Annotated in this window: 26 protein-coding genes, 1 pseudogene and 1 riboswitch; of the genes and pseudogenes, 12 read left to right on the top strand and 15 right to left on the bottom strand. The window is 33.4% G+C overall.

Annotation, left to right across the window (positions count from 1 at the left end):
- Positions 1 to 193: 193 nt before the first annotated feature.
- Together V7S50_RS26200 and V7S50_RS26205 are read right to left on the bottom strand one after the other, a co-directional pair.
- The gene (locus V7S50_RS26200; protein ID WP_242255718.1) at positions 194 to 1,150 is read right to left on the bottom strand and encodes an ATP-grasp domain-containing protein; all 957 of its coding nucleotides are present in this window, start codon (positions 1,148 to 1,150) and stop codon (positions 194 to 196) included.
- The gene (locus V7S50_RS26205; protein ID WP_242255720.1) at positions 1,143 to 2,201 is read right to left on the bottom strand and encodes an LLM class flavin-dependent oxidoreductase; all 1,059 of its coding nucleotides are present in this window, start codon (positions 2,199 to 2,201) and stop codon (positions 1,143 to 1,145) included. The genes V7S50_RS26200 and V7S50_RS26205 overlap by 8 nt, the downstream gene beginning before the upstream one ends.
- Positions 2,202 to 2,283: 82 nt before the next feature.
- Positions 2,284 to 2,390: riboswitch (SAM riboswitch) on the bottom strand.
- A 263-nt stretch (positions 2,391 to 2,653) separates the two neighbouring features.
- Here V7S50_RS26205 and V7S50_RS26210 point away from each other — a divergent pair.
- Positions 2,654 to 2,860, top strand: coding sequence for a hypothetical protein (locus V7S50_RS26210; protein ID WP_097949949.1), 207 nt, complete (start codon positions 2,654 to 2,656; stop codon positions 2,858 to 2,860).
- Positions 2,861 to 3,175: 315 nt separating this feature from the next.
- Here the strand turns inward: V7S50_RS26210 and V7S50_RS26215 are convergent, their stop codons facing one another.
- Positions 3,176 to 3,457 carry an LCI fold-containing protein gene (locus V7S50_RS26215; RefSeq protein WP_000473837.1) on the bottom strand — a complete coding sequence of 94 codons (282 nt, stop codon included), beginning with the start codon at positions 3,455 to 3,457 and terminating at the stop codon, positions 3,176 to 3,178.
- 403 nt (positions 3,458 to 3,860) lie between these two features.
- On the opposite strand from V7S50_RS26215, the gene V7S50_RS26220 reads away from it, so the two are divergent.
- Positions 3,861 to 3,971 (top strand): YjcZ family sporulation protein, encoded by a 111-nt coding sequence (locus V7S50_RS26220; protein ID WP_000540371.1) that lies wholly within the window; start codon positions 3,861 to 3,863, stop codon positions 3,969 to 3,971.
- Positions 3,972 to 4,124: 153 nt separating this feature from the next.
- Here the strand turns inward: V7S50_RS26220 and V7S50_RS26225 are convergent, their stop codons facing one another.
- Both V7S50_RS26225 and V7S50_RS26230 read right to left on the bottom strand, forming a co-directional pair.
- Complete coding sequence (locus V7S50_RS26225) at positions 4,125 to 5,249, bottom strand: HD-GYP domain-containing protein (RefSeq protein ID WP_242255722.1); 1,125 nt, start codon at positions 5,247 to 5,249, stop codon at positions 4,125 to 4,127.
- Positions 5,250 to 5,933: 684 nt separating this feature from the next.
- Entirely contained in the window at positions 5,934 to 6,323 is a 390-nt protein-coding gene (locus V7S50_RS26230; RefSeq protein WP_029437700.1) for a hypothetical protein, read from the bottom strand.
- Between the two features lie 291 nt (positions 6,324 to 6,614).
- Here V7S50_RS26230 and V7S50_RS26235 point away from each other — a divergent pair, with 291 nt between their 5' ends.
- Positions 6,615 to 7,166, top strand: coding sequence for a DUF4352 domain-containing protein (locus V7S50_RS26235; RefSeq protein ID WP_242255725.1), 552 nt, complete (start codon positions 6,615 to 6,617; stop codon positions 7,164 to 7,166).
- 120 nt (positions 7,167 to 7,286) lie between these two features.
- Here V7S50_RS26235 and V7S50_RS26240 read toward each other — a convergent pair.
- Positions 7,287 to 7,422 (bottom strand): annotated as a pseudogene (locus V7S50_RS26240) (DAK2 domain-containing protein); the annotation flags it as partial.
- A gap of 226 nt (positions 7,423 to 7,648) precedes the next feature.
- Entirely contained in the window at positions 7,649 to 8,155 is a 507-nt protein-coding gene (locus V7S50_RS26245) for an RrF2 family transcriptional regulator (RefSeq protein WP_001200337.1), read from the bottom strand.
- A gap of 210 nt (positions 8,156 to 8,365) precedes the next feature.
- Here V7S50_RS26245 and V7S50_RS26250 point away from each other — a divergent pair, with 210 nt between their 5' ends.
- Positions 8,366 to 9,007, top strand: a complete 642-nt coding sequence (locus V7S50_RS26250) for an FMN-dependent NADH-azoreductase (protein WP_060489122.1) — start codon at positions 8,366 to 8,368, stop codon at positions 9,005 to 9,007.
- 74 nt (positions 9,008 to 9,081) lie between these two features.
- Here V7S50_RS26250 and dhaK read toward each other — a convergent pair whose 3' ends face one another.
- On the bottom strand, positions 9,082 to 10,833 hold the full coding sequence (dhaK, locus tag V7S50_RS26255) for a dihydroxyacetone kinase subunit DhaK (protein ID WP_242255727.1): 1,752 nt from the start codon (positions 10,831 to 10,833) through the stop codon (positions 9,082 to 9,084).
- Between the two features lie 178 nt (positions 10,834 to 11,011).
- Between dhaK and dhaS the strand changes: the two genes are divergently transcribed.
- Both dhaS and dhaQ read left to right on the top strand, forming a co-directional pair.
- On the top strand, positions 11,012 to 11,578 hold the full coding sequence (gene dhaS, locus V7S50_RS26260; RefSeq protein WP_000204216.1) for a dihydroxyacetone kinase transcriptional activator DhaS: 567 nt from the start codon (positions 11,012 to 11,014) through the stop codon (positions 11,576 to 11,578).
- A 19-nt stretch (positions 11,579 to 11,597) separates the two neighbouring features.
- Positions 11,598 to 12,596, top strand: a complete 999-nt coding sequence (gene dhaQ, locus V7S50_RS26265; RefSeq protein ID WP_242255729.1) for a DhaKLM operon coactivator DhaQ — start codon at positions 11,598 to 11,600, stop codon at positions 12,594 to 12,596.
- 96 nt (positions 12,597 to 12,692) lie between these two features.
- Here dhaQ and V7S50_RS26270 read toward each other — a convergent pair whose 3' ends face one another.
- Positions 12,693 to 13,331: a VanZ family protein gene (locus V7S50_RS26270; RefSeq protein ID WP_242255731.1), complete on the bottom strand. Its 639-nt coding sequence runs from the start codon at positions 13,329 to 13,331 to the stop codon at positions 12,693 to 12,695.
- A gap of 399 nt (positions 13,332 to 13,730) precedes the next feature.
- Here V7S50_RS26270 and V7S50_RS26275 point away from each other — a divergent pair, with 399 nt between their 5' ends.
- Positions 13,731 to 14,156 (top strand): hypothetical protein, encoded by a 426-nt coding sequence (locus tag V7S50_RS26275; protein ID WP_242255733.1) that lies wholly within the window; start codon positions 13,731 to 13,733, stop codon positions 14,154 to 14,156.
- A gap of 522 nt (positions 14,157 to 14,678) precedes the next feature.
- Complete coding sequence (locus V7S50_RS26280; protein ID WP_242255737.1) at positions 14,679 to 15,461, top strand: hypothetical protein; 783 nt, start codon at positions 14,679 to 14,681, stop codon at positions 15,459 to 15,461.
- Between the two features lie 90 nt (positions 15,462 to 15,551).
- On the opposite strand, the gene V7S50_RS26285 is transcribed toward V7S50_RS26280, so the two are convergent.
- From V7S50_RS26285 to V7S50_RS26295, 3 genes are read right to left on the bottom strand one after another with little or no spacing between them, the layout of a single operon-like run.
- Positions 15,552 to 15,923 (bottom strand): ATP synthase subunit I, encoded by a 372-nt coding sequence (locus tag V7S50_RS26285; RefSeq protein WP_063222028.1) that lies wholly within the window; start codon positions 15,921 to 15,923, stop codon positions 15,552 to 15,554.
- A gap of 39 nt (positions 15,924 to 15,962) precedes the next feature.
- Positions 15,963 to 16,496: a CDP-diacylglycerol--serine O-phosphatidyltransferase gene (pssA, locus tag V7S50_RS26290; RefSeq protein WP_242255750.1), complete on the bottom strand. Its 534-nt coding sequence runs from the start codon at positions 16,494 to 16,496 to the stop codon at positions 15,963 to 15,965.
- Positions 16,497 to 16,515: 19 nt separating this feature from the next.
- Positions 16,516 to 16,974: a MarR family winged helix-turn-helix transcriptional regulator gene (locus V7S50_RS26295; RefSeq protein WP_242255738.1), complete on the bottom strand. Its 459-nt coding sequence runs from the start codon at positions 16,972 to 16,974 to the stop codon at positions 16,516 to 16,518.
- 419 nt (positions 16,975 to 17,393) lie between these two features.
- On the opposite strand from V7S50_RS26295, the gene V7S50_RS26300 reads away from it, so the two are divergent.
- Complete coding sequence (locus V7S50_RS26300) at positions 17,394 to 17,663, top strand: YmzC family protein (protein WP_242255739.1); 270 nt, start codon at positions 17,394 to 17,396, stop codon at positions 17,661 to 17,663.
- Between the two features lie 192 nt (positions 17,664 to 17,855).
- Positions 17,856 to 17,966, top strand: coding sequence for a YjcZ family sporulation protein (locus tag V7S50_RS26305; RefSeq protein WP_000505679.1), 111 nt, complete (start codon positions 17,856 to 17,858; stop codon positions 17,964 to 17,966).
- A 169-nt stretch (positions 17,967 to 18,135) separates the two neighbouring features.
- Here V7S50_RS26305 and V7S50_RS26310 read toward each other — a convergent pair whose 3' ends face one another.
- Positions 18,136 to 18,690, bottom strand: coding sequence for an HPP family protein (locus tag V7S50_RS26310; RefSeq protein ID WP_063222031.1), 555 nt, complete (start codon positions 18,688 to 18,690; stop codon positions 18,136 to 18,138).
- 118 nt (positions 18,691 to 18,808) lie between these two features.
- Positions 18,809 to 19,393, bottom strand: coding sequence for a CGNR zinc finger domain-containing protein (locus tag V7S50_RS26315; protein ID WP_242255741.1), 585 nt, complete (start codon positions 19,391 to 19,393; stop codon positions 18,809 to 18,811).
- Positions 19,394 to 19,824: 431 nt separating this feature from the next.
- On the opposite strand from V7S50_RS26315, the gene V7S50_RS26320 reads away from it, so the two are divergent.
- Positions 19,825 to 21,231: an alpha/beta hydrolase family protein gene (locus V7S50_RS26320; RefSeq protein WP_242255743.1), complete on the top strand. Its 1,407-nt coding sequence runs from the start codon at positions 19,825 to 19,827 to the stop codon at positions 21,229 to 21,231.
- 347 nt (positions 21,232 to 21,578) lie between these two features.
- On the opposite strand, the gene V7S50_RS26325 is transcribed toward V7S50_RS26320, so the two are convergent.
- Positions 21,579 to 21,824, bottom strand: coding sequence for a hypothetical protein (locus V7S50_RS26325; RefSeq protein WP_060629775.1), 246 nt, complete (start codon positions 21,822 to 21,824; stop codon positions 21,579 to 21,581).
- A 199-nt stretch (positions 21,825 to 22,023) separates the two neighbouring features.
- Between V7S50_RS26325 and V7S50_RS26330 the strand changes: the two genes are divergently transcribed.
- Entirely contained in the window at positions 22,024 to 22,149 is a 126-nt protein-coding gene (locus V7S50_RS26330) for a YjcZ family sporulation protein (RefSeq protein WP_000540385.1), read from the top strand.
- Positions 22,150 to 22,516 lie beyond the last annotated feature (367 nt).

The following is a 22,516-nucleotide window of genomic DNA, read 5'->3' on the forward strand; positions in this document are numbered from 1 at the left end:
CTAATTGTTATAGGGATATTATGCTACTTTACTTGCGAATATATATAAAAGAGAAATACAACATACAAACAGCCCAAGTTCCTCATTGAAACTTGGGCTGTTTCTTATACTTTTCGTTCTAATGCAAAAACATAAGAGCTTGTAAGTACTCCCACTATTACTTTAACAATGATTTTCACTAGAATCTTATATATTATTTAACTGCCTCTACTTGTTTTTCTAATTCTATTCCAAGGAATTTAGCAAGCTCAAGCATACCAAATTGATTAGCTACAGACTCTGCATCAGAATTATAGTTTGTGTTTGTATTAATATCATACGTATAAATTGCTCCATCCGAACTGCGAATAAATTCAATACCGGCAACAGTGATTTCATTTTTCTTCAAAAATTCTTTGTATTGTTCAATAATTGGCTCATGTAAGTCCAATATAATTTCAAATTTTGTTGACGATTCTTTCTTACTCTCTTCTCCTACTGGGCAAAAAGCATCGTGAATCGAGCATGCATCTGCTGGACAAAGCTCAAATCCTTCTGATGTATCTACTTTAACTGCATATACAAACTGACCACCTACAAACTCACAACGCGTAATATATGGTTCTGGCGCTTCAATATACTGCTGGATTAAAGTAATTCCATCGATAGGTTCTTCAAACGCCGGACTATCCAAATACTGTTCTAAAGCATCGATGGAATGAAATAGTTGAACACCAAGGCCTTTCCCTGCACGGTTATGCTTTGTAATGAACGGTACTTCCCCTAACTCCCTTGCTGCTTTTACTATATTAGCGCGGCCAACAGCACCAATTGTTTTCGGCACTTGTATCCCAAAATTTCTTAATGCTGCATATTGATTCAATTTACTTACTTCAAGGCGTAATGCACGAGATCCATTAAATACTGTTCGCCCGTATCCCTCTAACCAAGCAAGAACCCCCTCAGTCAATTCAGGTGCATAACGATGTCCTCTCGTATGTGAAGAAGCACTCATGCGGCTATAAAAAACACCTTGAGGAGGCTCTTGTTCTAACGATATTGTTCCTTTATCTAAATGCCATTCCTCATACGGTAACTCCAGTTCTTCCAACCTTTTCACTAAATGTTCCGTCCATTCCTTATTCTCATGTAATATGTAAATTTTACTCATTTGTAATCAATTCCTTTCTTTTCAATTCAACTAATGGCATCACTTTTTCAGAAAATCGTTTCATCTCTTCAAGCTGTGGCGAAAATTGTAAAAGTAATAATGTAACACCTACTTTTTCAAAAGCGAGTATCCTTTCTGCAATTTGTTCTGGTGTTCCGATTAGATTAGGACGTAACCCGCGATTAGATACGGAATAATCATTCAATTTCACTTGCTGTTCTAAATGCGATTTACTAATAAAATCTTGGTAACCCGCATAACCTAACGCACCTTCTTTCACATCCGTTATGCGTCTCCATTCCTCTAATGCCTCTTCTTCTGTATCACGACAAATGACGTAAGCCGCAAGCCCGAATGACTGCAATGGCTCCTCTGTAACTTTCTTTCTACGATTCTTCATATCTTCTATTTTCACAGATACTTCTTCCACTGTTCCACCATGCATGACATATGCATCCGCGTGTTTTACGATTACCTCTTTTCCTCGCTTACTCTCACCACCTGCATAGATCTTAATCCCTTGTTTCTGCACAGGTTTTGGACTTAAATGTGTATTATGAATCTCATAAAAATTCCCCTTATAAGAAAACTCTTCTTCTTTCCAAAGCCATTTCAAAACTGTTACAAATTCCTCCGTACGATCATATCTCTCGTCGTGTGCAGTAAATACCCCGCCATACTGCCTAGCTTCTTCTTCCCACCATGCTGAAACTACATTCAATGTAAAACGGCCATTACTTAATTGATCAATATTCGCTGCCATTTTCGCTGTAACTGCTGGATTGTGGAAACCAGGTCTTACAGCTGTCATAATCTCTAATCTATCCGTCACTGCTGCAAGTGCTGCCGCAGTTGTCCATGCTTCCAAACTTGGTGCTGAAACACCTTTTATATCATTTAAGTTTAATTCTGCAATAAGAGTTGTTGAAAAACCTAATTGTTCTGCCGCTTGCGCTGTTTGTTTTGCATACTCAAACGTAGGCGGCATAGATTCATCATCTACATTTCGAAGCCATCCCCCAAAAATCGGCAACCAAAAACCATACTCCACTACCTATTCCCCCTTTACCTTTTAGCCATAAAAAAGGCTACTCTTATCGAAATAAGAGTAGCCTTCTTGACTAATTGAACCGCTCTTATCTTTCAGGTTTTTCTTCACCTGCAGGATTTGGCACCTTTCGTCTAAAACGAGGTTGCCGAAGTTTCATAGGGCCCGTCCCTCCACTTCTCAACATAAGAATTGTTTTTTTTTGTGATTTTTTTATTATAATCATCAGAATAATAAAAATCAATTGTTTAATACTTATTTTTCCGATAAAAATTAAATGATATATAAGAAATCATATTTTTATAGCGGTTCATGAGGGTATTATCTTGTTTTACTTACGAATATATGAAGGGGTATGTTGTATCATGTCGAAAACATCATGTATAACCAAGTTGCTTTGCTTCTATTATAAAAATACAGCAAAATAAATACGAACCAAAAGAGGTGTTAGTAATATGAAAAATAAAAGATGTGATAATTGCGGTTCTACTACATTTAAAGAAGGAAGGGTTGGATCTGCTTATCACGCATATGTTTGTGAAGATGAATCTAGTAGGTTCTTTTCAGGAGGGAAACGTTCTAAGCTATTAACCACATTCTGTTTAGAATGCGGTGAGGTAAAATCATTCAGAGTTGAAAAACCAGATACATTCAAAGAATAAAATGTATTCGAGAAGATGTTGTTACTAACATGAAAATAGCATTATTTATATTTGAGCTAATAGGAAAAGAATATTATCTAAAAATGATCCAGATGAACTTATTGAAATACAAAATAAAAAAACACTCATAATTTCGCAAAAGCTATTTAAAAAGCACATAGGAGAACTCCCTATAGTTTTTAAGCTTAAAACTATATTATTAAAATTAAGATGATTTAAGTCGCAGAAAGGTACCTTTAGGTGTCTTTTTTTATGGAGAATCAGTTTAAAAACTCAAAATAAAAGAACCTCAATAAATGAGGTTCAAAAAATCTACTATTTTAAATTACCTTCGTAAAAAGCAACTCCATTTTGAACATGCTTTAAATACCATGTAATCGTCCCGCCACAAACATTTTCATTAAAACTATTAGCATATACTCCATTTGAGTAATACAGAGTTCTTTTGAATTTACCATTAGAATACTCATAAGGAATTGAGCATGTTGCTTGCTTCGGAGAACTCACAGCTTTTTGCGTATCAGCTGAAGCCGCTCCAATTCCTCCTGTTAATGCAATACCAGTTGCTAATAGCCCTACTACTAATTTCTTGAACATAATAAATCCCCCTTTAATAGTTTTTATAACTTACAACTTAAATGTATCACTTTTGTAATTTATGTAAATATCTTGAATATGTAGAAATATTTATTTGTTTTTTGGTAATATTAGGATTTTATTTTATCAAATGAAAAATAGAGGGATTTAGAGAAGTATGTAACAATGCATAATAAATCAATCAGATATTATGATATACTCACAAAGAACTGATACAAAATTTCTTTAGATTGGAAAACTAAAGTCTTATCTACCTAAAAGGAAGGCGCCTAATGGCGTCTTTTCTTTATTTTCAAAAGGACCTGCTCAATTCATTCTTTAAAACATAAGGTAAAGTGAACCCATTAAAATCCATGGAATGAACCCTAGTTTTACCCTTTTATCTAAAGGAGGCACTATTGTTATGGGATATGGTGGTAGTTGCGGCGAAGGCTGCGGTTTCGCTGGAGGATTTGCTTTATTAGTTGTATTATTTATTCTATTAATCATTATCGGATGCAGTTGTTTCTGCTAAAAAACTATTAGAAAAGGTACCTATATATAGGTACCTTTTCTTTATGTGCCTTATTCATTATCTAGTTTCAAACTTTTATCACGATTGGATTCGGGTTTTTCATTTTTCGCATTCTTCATACCTCAAATATGAATCGATTTCAGACATGAACTTTTAACTAAAAGAATTTGGGACCATTTTTTCCCACAAAGGAAATACCTTTTTGAAAACCGCTACTATAGAAGGATCAAATTGTGTACCAGATCCTTCTATAATACGTCTATAAGCTTCTTCAGGAGATAGAGCCGAACGATATGCTCTTGAAGAAGTCATTGCATCGAATGCATCTGCTATTGCAACAATTCTTGCGCATAGTGGTATTTGATTTCCTTTTAGTTTTTGAGGATAGCCCTTTCCATCCCATCTTTCATGATGAGAAAGAATTATGTCTTCACTACCTTTTATTAAAGATATATTTTTAAAAACTTCTAGTCCTAATTGTGGGTGTGTCTTAATAATATTATATTCTTCTTCTGTAAGAGAAGATGCTTTCTTTAAAACTTCATCCGGAATACCTATTTTCCCTATATCATGTAATAAACAAATAAAATGAAATTGTTTTAAAGAATTATCATCATATTCATTTGTTTCTTTAGCAAGAATCGTAGCATAATTGGCTACACGTTCACTATGTCCTTTCGTATATTGATCCTTTAATTCCATTATCCTCATTATCGATACAGCTGTTTCTTTCATTTGCTTTTCATAGGATGCTTTAATTTTTTGTACTAAAAATTTTAATGAAAGAAATACAAAAAATGACGTAATAAAAATTGTTAGAAATAATAATATTAATGATATTGGATAGTTAATTTCAAAATAATAAATAGCAATTAAAAATCTACATATCATACAGATAGATACCGATAGAAGATAATGAATACTTAAAAATAAAGGTGCAGAAATTACTAAGAAGCACTCTAAATAAGGGATATGTAAAGAAGCACCTGGATTACGTATAAACATAAGATCGTATGCCAAAAGATAACTAATACTAACGCCAAGAAAAATATATTTTGTAAACATTTTTTTATCCATTTTTTGTAAACACTTATTACATAAAAAAAATGAAATGAAAATAAATAAAAATACGAGTTCAAATAAAAGCTTCTCTAGTGTAAAATCCTTTCTAAGAATAAAATGTTGATAAATATTATCAAACAAAAGAGTACTACAGGGAATAAATAGAAACATGTTTATCGGTTCTTTCGTTTCAATATTTTTAATCCCTTTAATCATTTTACACACCGCCAAACCTTTTTTAATAAAAAAATAATTTCATATAGATATTATTAATAATATCCAAGAATAGATAATAGTGCAAAAAATACCCTTTCTCATAACCTATAAATGGGGTACCGCCATGATAGAAACGTATAAAAAGATGAATAGGATTATAGAAAAAGGCGAATTTTATGTAAATAAAACATATGCAGAAACTTCACGTACAATGGCTTTCACCAATTCTTTTAGAAGCTCAAACAAAAACTCCATAGGTATATCACCCTTACAATATACAGTTAATTCTATTCTTTCATATTAATACAATCTCACCAATATAAAAAAAGGCTCCATTGCTGGAGCACTCAAAAATAAAATAAAATACAATACAATAAGTAAATGAATTAAAACAAATAACAGACAATTTAACTATATAGATTAAATATAAATAAATCTATATATATGTAACATTACATATTGAAACCTATTTATTGATGCTATAATAGGCTTACTCGATGATTGTTATATTTTTTCATGGTTTTTAAGCAATATGATACCTTCTTAACACCAAGTGTACAAGTAAGAGAAGACATCTTAATCGATGTCTTCTTTTCTTATATAATAACAACACAATAAAATTAAGATGATTCAAGCTGCAGGATGGCACCTTGATATGATAGTAAAGAATACATCATCACATTGTCAGCAAGCAAAAGTGTATTCTGCATTTCTGAAAACAGTAGATGGCAGATTGTGACCTGCTGAATCTGCTAAGAAAGAATATACAAGAACATCCTTAACATCGTCTTTATTTCCACTAATAATAACATCAAGAAAATCTTCTATTTGGAATTCTGGAGTAAACAACACAATCTTAGTTGTTCTGTTTGGTTCTAAAGAAACAAAAGTACGAGAGATTTCAACTAATTCATTTTGAGTTGGGAAAGAAGTGTTTGGACTTCTCTTAACAGTTACCGTTACATTACTAGTATGGCAGCGTGAATCATTGTTTAACATAATGTTGAGAGCAGTTGGAATAATCCCATTTTCAGAAACTGGAACTCGAAACACTCCAGTAGATTTATGAGCCATATAATCACATCCTTTCAAAATAAAATATATTTACAATATATTAGATGCAAAAGGCGCTCATTTTGATAGGGACAAATTATGTGATTAATATATCTATAATAATCCTTGGTATTACTAAGCCAATGTTTTAAAAGATTAACAAATATCGTGAGAACCAATCAAATGTATATTAAAAGTAAAAAGAATAAGGCGTCTAAAAGCCCCCTATTTGGAGCCAATAATGAGACATTATGTTAATCTTATATGTATCGTTGTACAAAATTGAGAAACTTAAGGAGACAGATAAATTTTATGAAAAAATTATCCATATTATTTACTTTCATTCTAGTATTAGTCAGTGTTACGGCTGCTTGCACACAAGATAAAAAAGATATTGCCGTTGAAAATGGTCCAATAGAAGAACCAACCGCAAAAAATGAAAATGAAGAATTAATAAATTTTGAAGAAAAAGAAGATATGAGCCGCTTGGAACAAGGTATTTTATTAGTTGGTGAGAGTGTTAAGGGCGGCTATTACTTGAGCGCTGTTCAAAGTGCATATTTAAATGATAGCAACGATTCTATCGTTGTTAATGTCTCTGTAAAAAATGTACGTGGTCAAATGATTGGACTATCAGAATTAAAATATAACTTAAAAGATGAAAAAGACGGAAAAACTTATGAAGGAAAGGTGCTTGACCAAAACCCTTCTGATATACAAGTTAAACCAAATGAAACGGCAGAATTAAAAATAGCTTTTGAAGTACCAAGTACCGCAGATGAATATATGTTTCATATTGAAAGCTCTTTAGATCCTCTAGGAGCACACTGGAAAATCGATAAGCTGCAATCACAAAAAAACTAAGTCTAACATACAATTTGATTGAAGAAATCTCTCAAATAAGCAAAAAGTACTGAAAGAAGTCTTCTACATATCAACTATATAAAAGTCCCTCCGACTTAAGACAGAGGGACTTTCTCATTCCTATTTCAAACTACCCGCAATCTCCGTAAAGATAACTCCAAGCGCATGTGCACCTGCGATAGCCTAAGCTTCTTTCACCAACTGTACCGGCGCGGCCCATGCGAGCTACGATTTCTTTCGTATACTCTGCTCCTTTTTCAAAGGTGATTTTCACTATGTTTAAAATATCTGAAAACATAAATTCATTTACTTTTCACGAAAATAAAATTGTATTTTTTAGAATTTTAATGTTAATCAATTTGAAACTTTATGAGTTAATTAAATGTGATATTTAAAGAAGGAATTTATGATGAAGTACTCACATGATGGAATTAATGTTAAAAAACAAACAAAAAAAACTCTAACTAATTCGTCATGGCGATTTAGTTAGAGTTTTTTTGTTTGAAGTATTCACGAGTATCTACCCTTGTCTTTTCAGGTAAAACAATATCAAGTTCTTTATCTAACCATGCAAGAGTCTTTTTACGGAGAAACTCACGCATGTGTTCTTCTGCTTCAAGCATTACTAAGTTAATTGTACAAGAAGAATTGCTAGGTTCACAAGAATTACAAGCCTCATCTCGATATAGTAGACCATTCTGCACAATATTTTTACATTGAAAAATAGGCTTTGGACCTTCGACAGCTTCTATTACATCCCAAAAAGAAATATCTTCTGGGGACTTAGCTAACCTATATCCTCCCTTTACACCTGGGACAGAATTCACAATGTCAGCTTTAGATAATTTACCGAAAACTTTTGAAAGAAATGTTTCAGAAAGTCCTTGAAACTCTGCCAAATCTTTTATTCCAACACTTTCCTTAGAAGGAGTATTAATTAAATAAACTAGGCAATGCAAGGCATATTCAACCCCAACACTATATTGCATATACAAATCACCTGCTTTTTATTTTAAGGGTTATCAAATTGTATCTTAGGACCATTTAGAATTTTAGTCAAATAAAAAAAGGCTCTTTTAGAATAGTATGTATTTCATTTGACAAAAATAATTTCAGAGTTTATATTAAAGACCAAGTTAATCGACGATTAACTTGGTCGACGATTAAAATGTAAAAACTTTTAAAAAGGGGAAATACAAATGAACAAAACACTTATCATAAACGCACATCCGAAAGTGGATGATACATCATCAGTCAGCATTAAGGTTCTTAACCACTTTTTAGTATCTTATAAAGAATTAATTCCTAATAATGAAACGATTGAACAGATTAATTTATACGATGATGTAGTACCAATGATAGATAAAACTGTTTTAAGCGCATGGGAAAAGCAAGGAAATGGACAAAAGTTAACTGATGAAGAACAAAAAGTAACAGAGCGTATGTCCGAAATTTTACAACAATTTAAAAGTGCAAATACGTATGTTATCGTATTACCTTTGCACAACTTTAATATTCCATCAAAGTTAAAAGATTACATGGACAATATCATGATTGCACGTGAAACATTTAAATATACTGAAACTGGATCAGTGGGACTACTTAAAGATGGAAGAAGAATGCTTGTTATACAAGCAAGTGGAGGAATCTATACAAATGATGATTGGTATACAGAAGTGGAATACTCTCATAAATATTTAAAAGCAATGTTTAATTTTCTTGGTATTGAAGATTATCAAATCGTTCGTGCACAAGGAACAGCAGTACTAGATCCAACTGAAGTATTACAAAACGCATATAAAGAAGTTGAAGAGGCGGCTTCTAGATTGGCTAACAAATAAATTTTTTCACTGGAAGAATGATGGTTATAATTAAAGATCCCCTCCACCATAAGGCAGAGGGGATCTTCTAACTTCTATTTCAAACTACCCGCAATCTCCGTAAAGATAACCCCAAGCGCATGCGCACCTGCATCAGGATAGCCTAAACTTCTTTCACCAACTGTACCGGCACGGCCCATGCGAGCTACGATTTCTTTCGTGTACTCTGCTCCTTTAACCGCTGCTTCTGCACCTTTTTCAAAGGCAGCTTTCATGTCTTCTTCGTTTGAAGCGCTAGCTAACCAAGAGTCTACACATGGAGCAAGTGCGTCAACTAGTGTTTTGTCACCAACTACTGCTCCTCTTCCGAATGATCTTTCACCGATAGATTGTATACCTTGCAGTGCTGCTTGTAACATTTCAGCGAATTCTTTCACTGTTAACTCACGCTTCTCGCCTGCTGCTTTACTAGCTGCGCGGAATGCACCGCCCCAAATTGGACCAGATGCGCCGCCGCAATGTTCCATAATAATCATTGAGCAGCCATCAAGGAATGATCCGATCGTTACATTCTCTTGTTCTACAATAGAATGCCACTCACGTTTTAATTGCTTAAATCCTTTTGCCACACTCATTCCGAAGTCGCCGTCACCTGCATGTGTGTCTAACTCACAGAACGGTACTTCATTTTTAATAATAATATCGCTCATTTTATCAACGAGATAAATCATGTTGTTTAATGTAATGACATTATTTTTAATAACAGCGTGCTCTTCCGCTGTTTCTATTTCGAACGAAACTTCCTTCTCTTCTGTCTCTTCAAGTACATTCACGTACTCTACACTTTCAACCGGTCCATCTACTTTAAACGCAGGTGTATTACACTCTTTAGATAGTAATGTTTTTAACTCATCATCTAATTTCATCACTGTTAAAGACATACCTGCCATATCAATACTCGTCATATAGTTACCGACAAATACTCTATTAATTTTAATGTTTCTGGCAGCTAGTTCTCTCGTAACTGCGTTGTTAAACAGGTAAAGTTCTTGCAGTGGTGTTCCGCCAAAACCGTTAACTAGAAGTGCGATTTCCTCGCCGTCTTTTACTCCTAAATCTTTCATTAAATCATTTGTCATACGGTTAGCTAATTCATCAGCCGACAGCATTTTTTCACGCTTAATTCCTGGTTCACCGTGAATACCTACGCCGTATTCCATTTCATCTTCTGCAAGTGTGAAAGTAGGTGATCCGCTCGCTGGAACTGTACAAGAAGTTAATGCTAAACCGATTGTACGCACGTTAGCCGCTGCTTTTTCTGCTACTGCTTTCACCGCTCCTAAATCCATACCTGCTTCCGCTGCTGCACCGGCAATTTTATGGACGAGAATAACTCCCGCAACGCCGCGGCGTCCTACTGTGTACAAACTATCCTCTACCGCAATATCATCATCTACTTTTACGTAGTCAACTTCAATTCCATCTTCAGTCGCTAAATGCGCACCGTTTTTAAAATTCATAATATCACCGCTGTAATTTTTAATAATTAATAACGTACCTTTTTTACTAGCTGTCTCTTTAATCGCTTGGTATACCTGAATTTGTGAAGGAGAAGCAAATACATCTCCGCACACTGCCGCATCTAACATTCCTTTTCCGACTAATCCTGCATGTGCCGGCTCATGACCACTACCGCCGCCACTAATTAACGTTACTTTGTTTTCGTTCATTTCTTTCTTCTTAATTACTTTATATTTTTTCAAAAGCTCAAGCTCCGGATGAGCCATAACCATTCCGTTACACATTTCCATTACTAATGTTTCTGGTTTGTTTAAAATCTTTTTCATTGTAGTTCTCCCTCAATTCCTTTAATATATTGTGATATATTTGAAATCTTCTTCTTACTACTCATGTTAAAATGAAAGCGTTTTATAGTAAACGGACAAAATGGACAATCTGTCTAAAGACACCGCTCTCATTTATAGATAGGATTTTTATATTAATAACATTCTAGGGATGATTCAGATGACCTCTTCTATAATTTCTAAAAAGATAATCGCGAACTCATTGAAGTATTTAATGGAAACAGAGTCATTTCATAAAATATCAGTGAGCGATATTATGTTACACTGTCAAATGCGTAGGCAAACTTTTTATTATCATTTCAAAGATAAATTTGAACTATTAAGCTGGATTTATAGAGAAGAAACGAAGGAAAACATTATCGACTTTCTCGACTATGAAACATGGGAAAACATTTTCGATTTATTATTTGATTACTTTTATGAAAATCAAAAATTTTACCGAAATGCTTTTAAAGTCATTGAACAAAACTCGTTTAATCACTATTTATTTGAGCATACGAAAAACTTATATATGAAAATTATTGATGAACTATCTATGAGCTGTGGATTCAGCCTTTCTGATGAGACAAAAAATACGATTGCCTCCTTTTATAGTCACGGCTTCGTTGGAACGATAAAAGATTGGATCGAAAGCAAATGTGAAGTAGATCCTTCCATTATGTCTTCTCTCATGAAAAATATGATAAACAATCAATTACTACTATTACTGGAGCAATCAGCAAAGTAATTAAAGGGTGGCAAAAGCAATGAAAAAGATTATGAATGATGTACAAAATATCGTTCAAGATATGATGCATGGCTTTTATTTTGAACATAACGACAAAGTAAATTACGACGAAACAAATAACATCATTTATGTAAAAGATATCGAGAAAATGAAGCAAAACGTCGCTATTATAAGCGGCGGTGGTAGCGGACATGAACCAGCTGATATTGGCTATGTAGGAAAAGGTATGCTTACGGCGGCAGTAAACGACAATATTTTCACTCCGCCTACAGTAGAACAAATTGTAGCGGCTACTCGACTCATGCCAATAGAGAAAAGTATTTTATTCATCATTAAAAACTTTAAAGATGACGTTGAAAACTTTCTAGCGGCAAAGCAAATTGCCAAAGAAGAAGGAAGACAAATTGACCACATCATCGTAAATGACGACGTTTCAATTGAAGATGATGCTTCTTTTAATAAAAGAAGACGCGGCGTAGCCGGTACTGTATTCGTTCAAAAAATACTTGGTGCGGCCGCTCTTGAAGGACATTCTTTAGAAGAACTAACAGCACTCGGCCGTTCTGTTACCGAAAACTTACACACATTAGGAGTCGCCCTTTCACCTGCAAACGATCCAGTGAAAGGAAAAGCTTCATTCACATTAAACGAAGATGAAGTCTTTTACGGCGTCGGCATTCACGGAGAAAAAGGTTACCGTAAAGAAGCACTATCCTCTTCTGAAATATTAGCGATTGAACTAATGAACAAATTAAAAAGCATTTACCGCTGGAGAAAAGGTGACAACTTCGCCATTCTCATTAATGGACTCGGCGCGACACCATTAATGGAACAATACATTTTCGCAAACGACATTCGCCGTTTATGTGAGCTTGAAGGATTACAAGTTACATTCGTAAAAGTTGGTACCCTCCTAACTTCTTTAGATATGAAAGGTGTTTCACTGAGTTTGCTTAAAGTAGAGGATTTGGATTGGGTGAAGTGGTTGAAGACGGATGCTCGAGTGGGTAGTTGGTAACTAAAATTATGATAATAAAAGCCTTTAACTATAATGAGTTAAAGGCTTTTTGCAAATTGAAATATCGTACGAGCGTTAAAAAAATTCTTAATCACCTCACTGAATGATTACAGGTCTTCCAAATAAAGCTGGATGATAAATTAACATCGCACCTACAAATGAACACACTAAACAAAAAATAGCCTCGTATTTTATGACTAGAGAAGAGTTCGTATCAAACTTTTTTTCCTCTCTTTTAAATATCATTTTAAATAAAACGCTATATAATAAATACCCAATAATCGCCCCGAGGGTGTTCGTAAATAAATCATCAATATCTGTAATTCTATTATTTAACAATTGATTTAACTCAATTGCCAATGAAAAAAAGAATCCTGCACATACGGTGTTTTTCATTTTTCTAAACTGCGGCCAAATAGTCGGCAATAAAAAACCTAACGGCATAAACAGTACAATGTTCAAAAGATACGTAGTACTACCCGCCGTATCAAATAGAGTCAAATTGATTTGATTTACACGAATCCACGTTTCATATCTACTTATATCCCATACAGTCGCGATCTGCGTCACCCTATACACTAACGAAAGGTAGAATAGAAAAACATACACCCATAGAAAATGCCGAATAGATATATTGTTTTTCGCTTTAAAATAAAATCCAATTTGAAACACAATACAAAAAATAATAGTAAAAAAATACGTATACAAATAACTAATCAAAACTCCTGTATGCATGTAGAATCCCCTAACTTTACATTTTCATCTATTATTTTAGAACATAGTTTAAGAACCGGTACTTTGTTCATATATTTAATCTTCTACTTTCTCTTCGAATATCGGGAATATATTAAAAATAAAAAATCCCCACTTCTTCATTTTCAGTCTCCTCCTTGATGTAACTTGTTTATAGGATAGGAAAAACTTTTAAAATAAAGAGTGGGGTAAATATAAAATTTTTCTTAAATTTTCACCTTGTACCTAGGTAAAAGAGCCTAACAATCACATAATACAATTCCACACAAAATAAAATTCTGATAATATAAAATAGACAATCATTTATATATGGATTTTTTTGATATACAAATGATTATCTATTTTAAAGGGGATAAAGAAAATTGGAGCTGATTTTTATTCATGAATAGACAAAATTCTTCTCATAACAAAGGTGATTCCTCAAATAAAATTGCTGCTTTTATTGCAACGCTAGGAGCTCTATTAGTAAGTGTAGAAGTTTTATCTAATTTGTTTATAATTTTTTGGTTAATGATAATAGCAGTAACAAATTTAATAGTTATATTTTATCTTCAAATTAGTGTTTTTAGTTTAGTAACAACAATCCTTTTTGTAATCTTTTACTTTATATACAAAAAGTTATTTGCACATTCTAAATTCGTAGAAACCTTTTCAAAATATAATATGATTATTACAATTATTTCTTTATTACTTTTAAATATGTTATACATATATCAAAAAATGTTTAACGGTGCATTAATTACTCCTGTGGCAATAATTATTACATGGTTAATTTACAAATTTATGTTTAAAAAACATAAAAAATAATCTACCTAAGTAAAAGTAAGCGTCAAATATTCCACACCCACTATTTGTAAATACCCATGAGATAATCTCCTTACATACTACATGTGGAGATTTTTTTATGAAAAGACACCTAATAATAAACTCGCTTTAGAACTATTTAATGAGGCTGAGAAAGAAAGTGATTCTGATCTCCCGAACCAACCTGTTGACACAATCACCTATCGTCGTAAGAAGAAACGCGGCCATGGGGATGAGTCTGTACAGAACCTTCCGGTTGAAATCACAAAAAAGAACAATCTAAGTTCCTATCATTATCTTCGTTATTTGTTTGAAGCGCTATCCAATAACGATTTAAACAATAAAGAAGAAATTGATAAAGTCTTGCCGTGGTCAATGGATTTACCGTCTAGATGTATAGTGCCTAAAAAAAGTGAAGTAAACAAAGTTAGCTTAGGGCAAAAAAGATGAATAAATGTACATCAATAATAGTTCTAATTATAATTAAGATGAAAATATTAATAGTATATGGGGGAATAACAATCAGTGAATAAAAAGGCAACAATTAAAATAGGGGCATTGTTTACAATTTTATTAATTGTATGTGTTTTTTATGGGTATAAGAGTTTAAATAGTTTTTTAGTCTGGAATGAACTCGGTGATATACAGATGATTTCAAGTGAAAAAAAGGTTGCAAATGGTATATATTTTGTAAGGGGAGAGATATATTCTGAACGTGTAACAGGAGATGAAACGCTACTTGCTGATGGGTATGCGGTAGTGAATCGAATTCAAAAGAAAAAAACAACATACTACACACAGACTTCTGCACCAAATCGTTCTTTATGGAGTAACGGTCAAGTAACAGCTTTTTATAATGAACCCATACATATAGGAAATAAAGAATTAAAATTAATAAATAAAGAAAATGTGTCTCTGGAAACTCCCTTTATGGAATTAAATGATCAGAATGTAATTTCAACAAGAATAAATGATATTCAGGCGAATGCTACAAAGTTAGCAGATGGAAAAAAACGTTTTTATTCATTTAGAGCAGTAGAAAATAAAGAAAATGTAGTTGTACTTGGGTCAGTAGATGGAAAAGTAATAAAAGAATTACCTAATAGATACGGGAAATTTGTTTATATTGGACATACTAAGGAGCAAATTATAGATAGCTTAAAGAATGGTAATAACAAAAATTCGATATATTTCGCTGTACTTATTATACTGACTAGTATTAGTGGGTTCGTATTATATATGTATGGGAAAGGAAAATGGACAAAAGATGTTTTTGTTTTTACATTTTTCGGAAGAAAGATAACTTAAAAATGGTTTGATTGTAATCGTTAACAAACCCCCTCAAGTATGTCATTCCATACTTGAGGGGGTTTTAATTTCTAATTAAAGTGTACTAATCTATTCCTTCCCATCTCTCATACTATAATACCCCAAATTAATAATAACCAAGAAATACCCACCCATAATTCCAGATGCAAATGTCCACATGAACTCATGGTGTTCAATTTCATACATAATAATTGCACCGAGTATTGCGGCTGCGAACCGATTCATCATTCCGAGCATCGGTGCTTTTTCTTTTTTTACGATGCTGTCTCCGAACTTTTCAATACGCCTTCCTAAAATCCAGGCGCAGTACATACTAACTAAAAGGCCAATGCTTATCCCTACAAACTGGGCTCGAAAAGGGGTCAGCAACCACCCTACTAACATCACGCCTAGCAAACAATATATTTGTATGTTAAATGATCTTAATGCCATACGAATCATGTTATGCTCCTTTATCTTTTTCATTGTAATTCCGTATCATCAATTCCATTTTTCGGACTTTAAGCTTTCCGATATATCTTTTTTAAAATGAGGGAATTTAATTTTACTCACCATTAAATAAGCAAGTACGCATGTACCAAACGCCACGGAAACTGGATTATTCAGGAGGCATAAAATAAGAAGACAAATTGCTGCGAATGGAATGGGCATGCCGATAAAGGTCGGGAGTTTACTTTGCTGCGTGTTAAATCTTGCAAGCCGAAGCATTCCGCAAATACTGTAAGCGAGCGCACATATCATCCCGATAGATTGCAAATCTTTTAAAGCGACACTATAGGCAAGAATAGATGGCGCCACACCAAAAGTAACTAAATCCGCAAATGAGTCTAACTCTCCGCCAATTTCCGAAACAGAATCCAGTTTCCGAGCAACCATGCCATCAAACAGATCAAATACCATACCTGTAATAATGAACATAACTGCACCATACATATCGTGAACGAAAACAGCGTAAATAGCGAGAAGTCCACATACAAAGTTTGCTATCGTAATCATATTTGGTATGTAACTCATCACATGCTTCCCCTCCTTTTTACTCATTACAATTAAGATCCTTCTGTTTTTCTTCCAATATAATCTTATTTATTTTCGTTAACGTATCCGTCATTTGCTCTAAAGCATTTATATCGATTTTAGAAAAGTATTTCTCAATTAATACATCATCTAACTCAGACAACTGCTCCATATACTTACTACCGTTTGGACCAAGTGTAAGGAAATACTCCCTTTTATTATTAGGATTTACTTGTTTTGAAATCATCTGCTGCTTTTCCAATTTCGATAAAACTTGGCTGACAGCACTTTTCGATATATTAAAAGTAGTCGCAATGTGATTCGCTGTCGTGTTTTCATTTAAATTAATATGAAATAGCATGCTTTCTTGCTGTCCTGTAAGACCGTACTCATCTTTTAACTCCTGAAATAGTAAAATGTAAAATTCATTATAAGCCCGGTTCATTTCATTAATTACTTCTTTATACGTTCTCGTCATAGCACTCTTCCTCCATGCTGTTATTTCGGTTTCTATAGTTAAGTTAACTTAACTATATTATACCGTTATGTTTGTGTAAAGGGAAATCTAGCTCTATACATTCCTATAACACGGAATAAAGTATGCCCTTTGCCTTTTCCACTGCTTTTAATAGATCAAATTCAGAATGATACATCTATCATTCTGAATAAATAAACGTAATAATTACAAAAATCCCATATAGACCCATTACTGGTTAAAATGTTATAATAAAATCACCCTACATAGTTACTCATATTCCGATTGAGGAACTAGCGTCTTATTAAGCAATGCGCATAACTCAAATAAAAAAGACACTTTCAAGTGTCTTTTTTATTTATTTTCATAAGAATTATCTCTTTTATAAACAAAATCTATTCAACAACAAAGGAGACTATCAAATGGAGAATACTGTATCAAGAGAACTACGTAACATACGTATATGCCTTATCATCTTGATTATTGTCATTGCATTTTGGGATCGTGAGAAAACTGTAGAAATCACTGATCATGGTAGTGATCCCATCTTAAACACCAGCAATATGACCCAAGTTGGTGATAATACATTTGCATACAAAGACGAATCTAACCAAATTAAAATATTTAAATTTGACCCGGATACAAATGAAATAAAGCTAATAAAAGAGTTTTATGCTAGCGGATACAAATGAAATAAAGCTAATAAAAGAGTTTTATGCTAGCGAATATTAATTACATACATGGGACAGACGGCACCTCAAGGTGTCTTTTTTTATTTTCAAAAGGACCTGCTCACATTCATGCGTCAAACATAAAGTAAATGGAATCCGTTAAAAAACACGAGTGACCCTTTGTTTTCCCCTCTTATTAAAGGAGGAACTATTATGGGATTTGGTGGTAGTTGCGGCGGAGGCTGCGGTTTTGCTGGAGGATTTGCATTATTAGTTGTATTGTTTATTTTATTAATCATCGTTGGAGCTGCTTGCTTCTGCTAAACAAACTATCGGAAAAGACACTCTTATATGGGTGTCTTTTCTTTATAAACTAAAAAAGTTTGAGAAATGGAGTCTTTAGTCATAATTACGACTAAAGGCTTTTTTCTATATAAAAATTAAAACATAGTAAAAACGAAATACTTACTCAAATTGTTTTTCGCTTTACAAATTATATCCAAAAAGTTGGATAGCTTCTTTTACTACTCATGTTATTAATGAATAAAGCAATAACTACAATAACAAGAGAACCAACTAAAACTGGTGTTACTAAATAACTCCAACTGTATGCTCCTAAAATAACGACAATTGGATCAGCCCCTGCCGGAGGATGCGTTGTTCTCGTTAACATCATAATAGCAATCGACATCCCAACTGCTAAAGCAATTGTCCAATATTCATTCCCGAACAAATGATATATTGATAGACCAATAAAAGTTGAAATCAAATGTCCTCCAATAATATTACGCGGCTGAGATAGCGGTGCATTCCAAACTCCAAACGCTAATACACAACTCGCCCCAAATGGAGCCATTAACAATTCTGTAGAAGTTATACTCGTTAAATATGTTAAGGTGAGAATTGTTAAAAATCCCCCTAATAGTCCTGTCAAAGAGTCCTTTATATTTACTTGTAACGGACTTCTTCCTTTCCCTTTCATTTTTGCAAAATATCGTACACTTATTGGTGGAGCATCTTTCTTCTTAGCTGCTGTTATATTGTTCATCATTCTCCTCCTTTATTTACCAACAATTATATTCCAAACAAACTAACCGGTCAATATTAATTTTAGAGGTTAGTTTAAGGGTGCAGAAAAAAAGAATCAACTCATATAAGTTGATTCCCTAAACTTCTTCACATTTTCGATCCTGAAATTTTGCTACCTTTTTCCGGTTCCCACATATTTTCATAGAACACCATTTTCGTTTTCCGCTTTTATCTATAAATAATAAAACACAATCGGGATTTGAACACCTTTTAAGAGAAATAAGCTCATTTTCTGTTATTAAGGTTAAAGCATCCAATGCAATTATCGATACAAGTACATCCTCAATTTCTCCAACTGGGACAGGTACTAGACACTGTTCAATGACCTTATATGTAAATGGTGCCTTCTCAATTTGTTTTTCCAAATACGTAATAAAATCATTAGAAATTTCGTGCTGATCAGCAATTGCCTCAAACTGTTTTCTCATTACTTCTCTTGCCTCTAATATGCTAGATGTAACTTGATCCATGCGCTCTTGAATTCCTATAAGTGTTTTTTCATTCCAAAAAGGCAGATTAACCTTTATTACATGTAGCCATTCTAATACATCTTCATCCGTTATTAATAAATCATAACGTTGTCCACGCCTAACTAACTCTGTATTCACTAAATCTAATGAGAGATTTCCAGATATAAGCGGGAATTGTTTTGTTTCCTGCATGTACTCATCACCTACTCTTTAAATAATCATATTCCAAATTAATACAGAAGTACAACTTTTTTATAAAATACAAAGTATGAAGATCAAAGCCTTTAGCCATAATTACGACTAAAGGCTTTTTTGTATATAACTAAAAAGGAGCTGACTGTATGGAACATAATAAAAATGGAATGCTTGCTTTAATCGTTTTATTTGTAGGACTCGCATTTTTTGTTATCGGTATGGTTTATCATTTATGGGGAACGGTTTAAAAACAAATAATAATTCATTTAAGAAAAAGTACTCGTATGAGTACTTTTTTTAAGATGTCATGTAAAAACATTCTAAACTTACTTACATGCATACAATCATCAATGATAGTTATATAATTGAGAAGGTTATAAATTATCAATCTATTTTTATATAATTTGGAAAGGAGCTAAAAACTAAAAATGTTAGAAATCATTTTTGTTGCTATATTACTTTTATCTAGCATCACTCCCATCTTTATCGAACGAGGTTTGACGAAAAAAAATGTAGTCATTTTACTGATCAATTATGCATTCTTATTTGCCACCATCATTGTAATTGGCGCAAACTGGCGTATGATCCCCGCCTATTTCTTATTGTTCGTTTTAACATTACAAGTTTTTTTGAAACCCAAAACTACAGCCGTTTCTAAAAAGTTAGTGATGAAAGTTTTAAAAGGTCTAGGAATTATCGTAACGGCTATCGCAATGTTTACATTACCTTTACTTTTTCCAATCATAACACTCCCTGAGCCTACTGGAAAATATACAGTAGGAACGAAAACTTTTCATTTAATTGATACAAATCGAAAAGAAACCACTGTACCAAATAGTCATGGAAATCGTGAGTTAATGATACAAGTATACTATCCTGCCGAAAAAGGATCAGGGAACCCTTCTGCCTATTTTGAGAACATAAACGAGCTGGCTGAACAATTGGCAGTAACAAACGGTGCTCCCTATATCGTAACAACACATTTAGGGCTGACAAAAACACATTGTTATCAAGATGCTAAGCCACTTCAAGATAAAGAGAAATTCCCCCTCCTTTTATTCGGTCATGGGATGGGATTATATGGTCAACAAAATACATTCCAGTTAGAAGAGCTAGCTAGTCAAGGTTATGTAATCATTGCTCTTAACTTCACAGGATATGCAGCAACCACGATTTTCCCTAACGGAAACCGTGTGGACTCAATACCAATTGAATATACACCTACTGCCTTAAATACCATAGTTCAAAACTGGGAACAGGATACTACTTTTGTTTTAAACGAAGTAATAGAAGGTAATTTCGATAAAAGTTTTAAAACGATCGCAGACTTAATTAACTATGACAAAATCGGAATGTTCGGTCACTCTTTTGGCGGAGCAACTTCCGCACAAATGTTAGTAAAGGATGCGCGTATTAAAGCTGCAATTGATATGGATGGCGGATTGTATGGCGATCCACTACCTAAAGACGGTCCTCAAAAACCATTCATGTTGATGAATGCTGAAGCTACGATTCATTTTATGAAAGAGGCTGAGAATCAAAAGATAACCGGAATCCAAAATGAATTATTGGAAATAGTCTATTTAAGAAATAAAACTATTGAAAAACCGGGCGTGTACACAGTGGTAATTCCAAAAACAAACCATACTAGTTTTACAGATTTAGCAGCATTTTCACCTATTATTAACGAACCAGACGAAGATGTAGCCGCAAATTATACACTCATTAATAAACTAGTAACTAGCTTCTTTGATCAAAATTTAAAAGGAATAAACGAAAATCATTTAGAAGAAATTCAGAAGCAATATCCTGAACTTCAGCTCATTAAACACTAATAATCATTCATTTACCTAGTCATGTAGCCCCTCACTATACTTGAGGGGTTTCCGCTTTAAAACAATTATAAAAAAAGGCCCCATCACTGGGGCGCTCAAAAAATAATATAAGTAAATGAATTAAAACAAATAACAGACAACTAAAATATACAACATAAAAATTGTATAATCTATATATATGCAATATTACATGGAAAAATTTCATTATTACATGCTATACTAAAAAAGGAGTCGACAATCGTTATTTTCTTCTTATTTTTAAAGCAATATGGATATATCTTCTTAACACATTTGGATTGTACAAGCAAAAGAAGACATCTTACTAGATGTCTTCTTTTCTTATATTTTTATGAATTTTTTTGAGTTGATGCTCTCCAAGCACGAAAAGATGTTGGGCGTCCAGAATGAGCTCTTTGCTTTGCAGCAGCAACAGCTGGTTTTTCTTCAATAGTCGTTGGTTTTTCTTCCACAATCGCTGATTTTTCTTCAAGAGTATTCACAGCTGTTTGTATTTTTTCCAACTGCTCTTTTAAGGCTTGCTGTTCAATCTTTAAATCCGTAAGTAATCGTAAAATCATTTCAGAATTGGCCATAAAGATCCTCCTTCCCCCAATACACAGAATAAAATACAATATGTCATCAGCTGAATAGCGGTGACAAAAATAATGTCGTCAACTCTTATAAAATTCCAAGTACCTTTATTTTTCAAAAGGACCTGCTCAAGTTTATCCGGAAAAACATAAAGTGAATTAAATCCATTATTAAATGGTCTTTATGGAAGGAGGAGTTAATATGGGCTATGGCGGTACTTGTGGTGGAGGCTGCGGTTTCGGCGGCGGATTCGCTTTACTTGTTGTACTCTTTATTTTATTAATCATCGTTGGGGCTAGCTGTTGGGGCGGCGGATTCGGCTGCTAAAGGAAGGCACTCTTGAGAGTGTCTTTTTTTTACTTATAATAATTAATTTCCCCTCTAGCTGCAATCAATTTACATATATAATTCGTTAATGCCCTATGAACTGATTACTACGTCTCCCTTATATGAATTCCTCTTAAACAACGGGTTTTTAGAGTCATGAATATAATACATTACGTTTAACCTCTGTTGGTATTATTTTCCCAACTTGTAATAGGCAGCACCTTGGATTCAAACAAAAAGAAATAGTATGCTTAAACTGTAAGAGTACACTTATTGTAAAGAAACATTAATTTGGAGTGACCCCTGTCAAGTAGACAGTATTTAAAAAGCGCAACTAAGCAACCTGAGTTCTATATTTATATGGACT

Origin of the sequence: Bacillus sp. CCNWLW194 (genome assembly GCF_037120585.1) — a bacterium.
Taxonomy (GTDB): domain Bacteria; phylum Bacillota; class Bacilli; order Bacillales; family Bacillaceae_G; genus Bacillus_A; species Bacillus_A basilensis.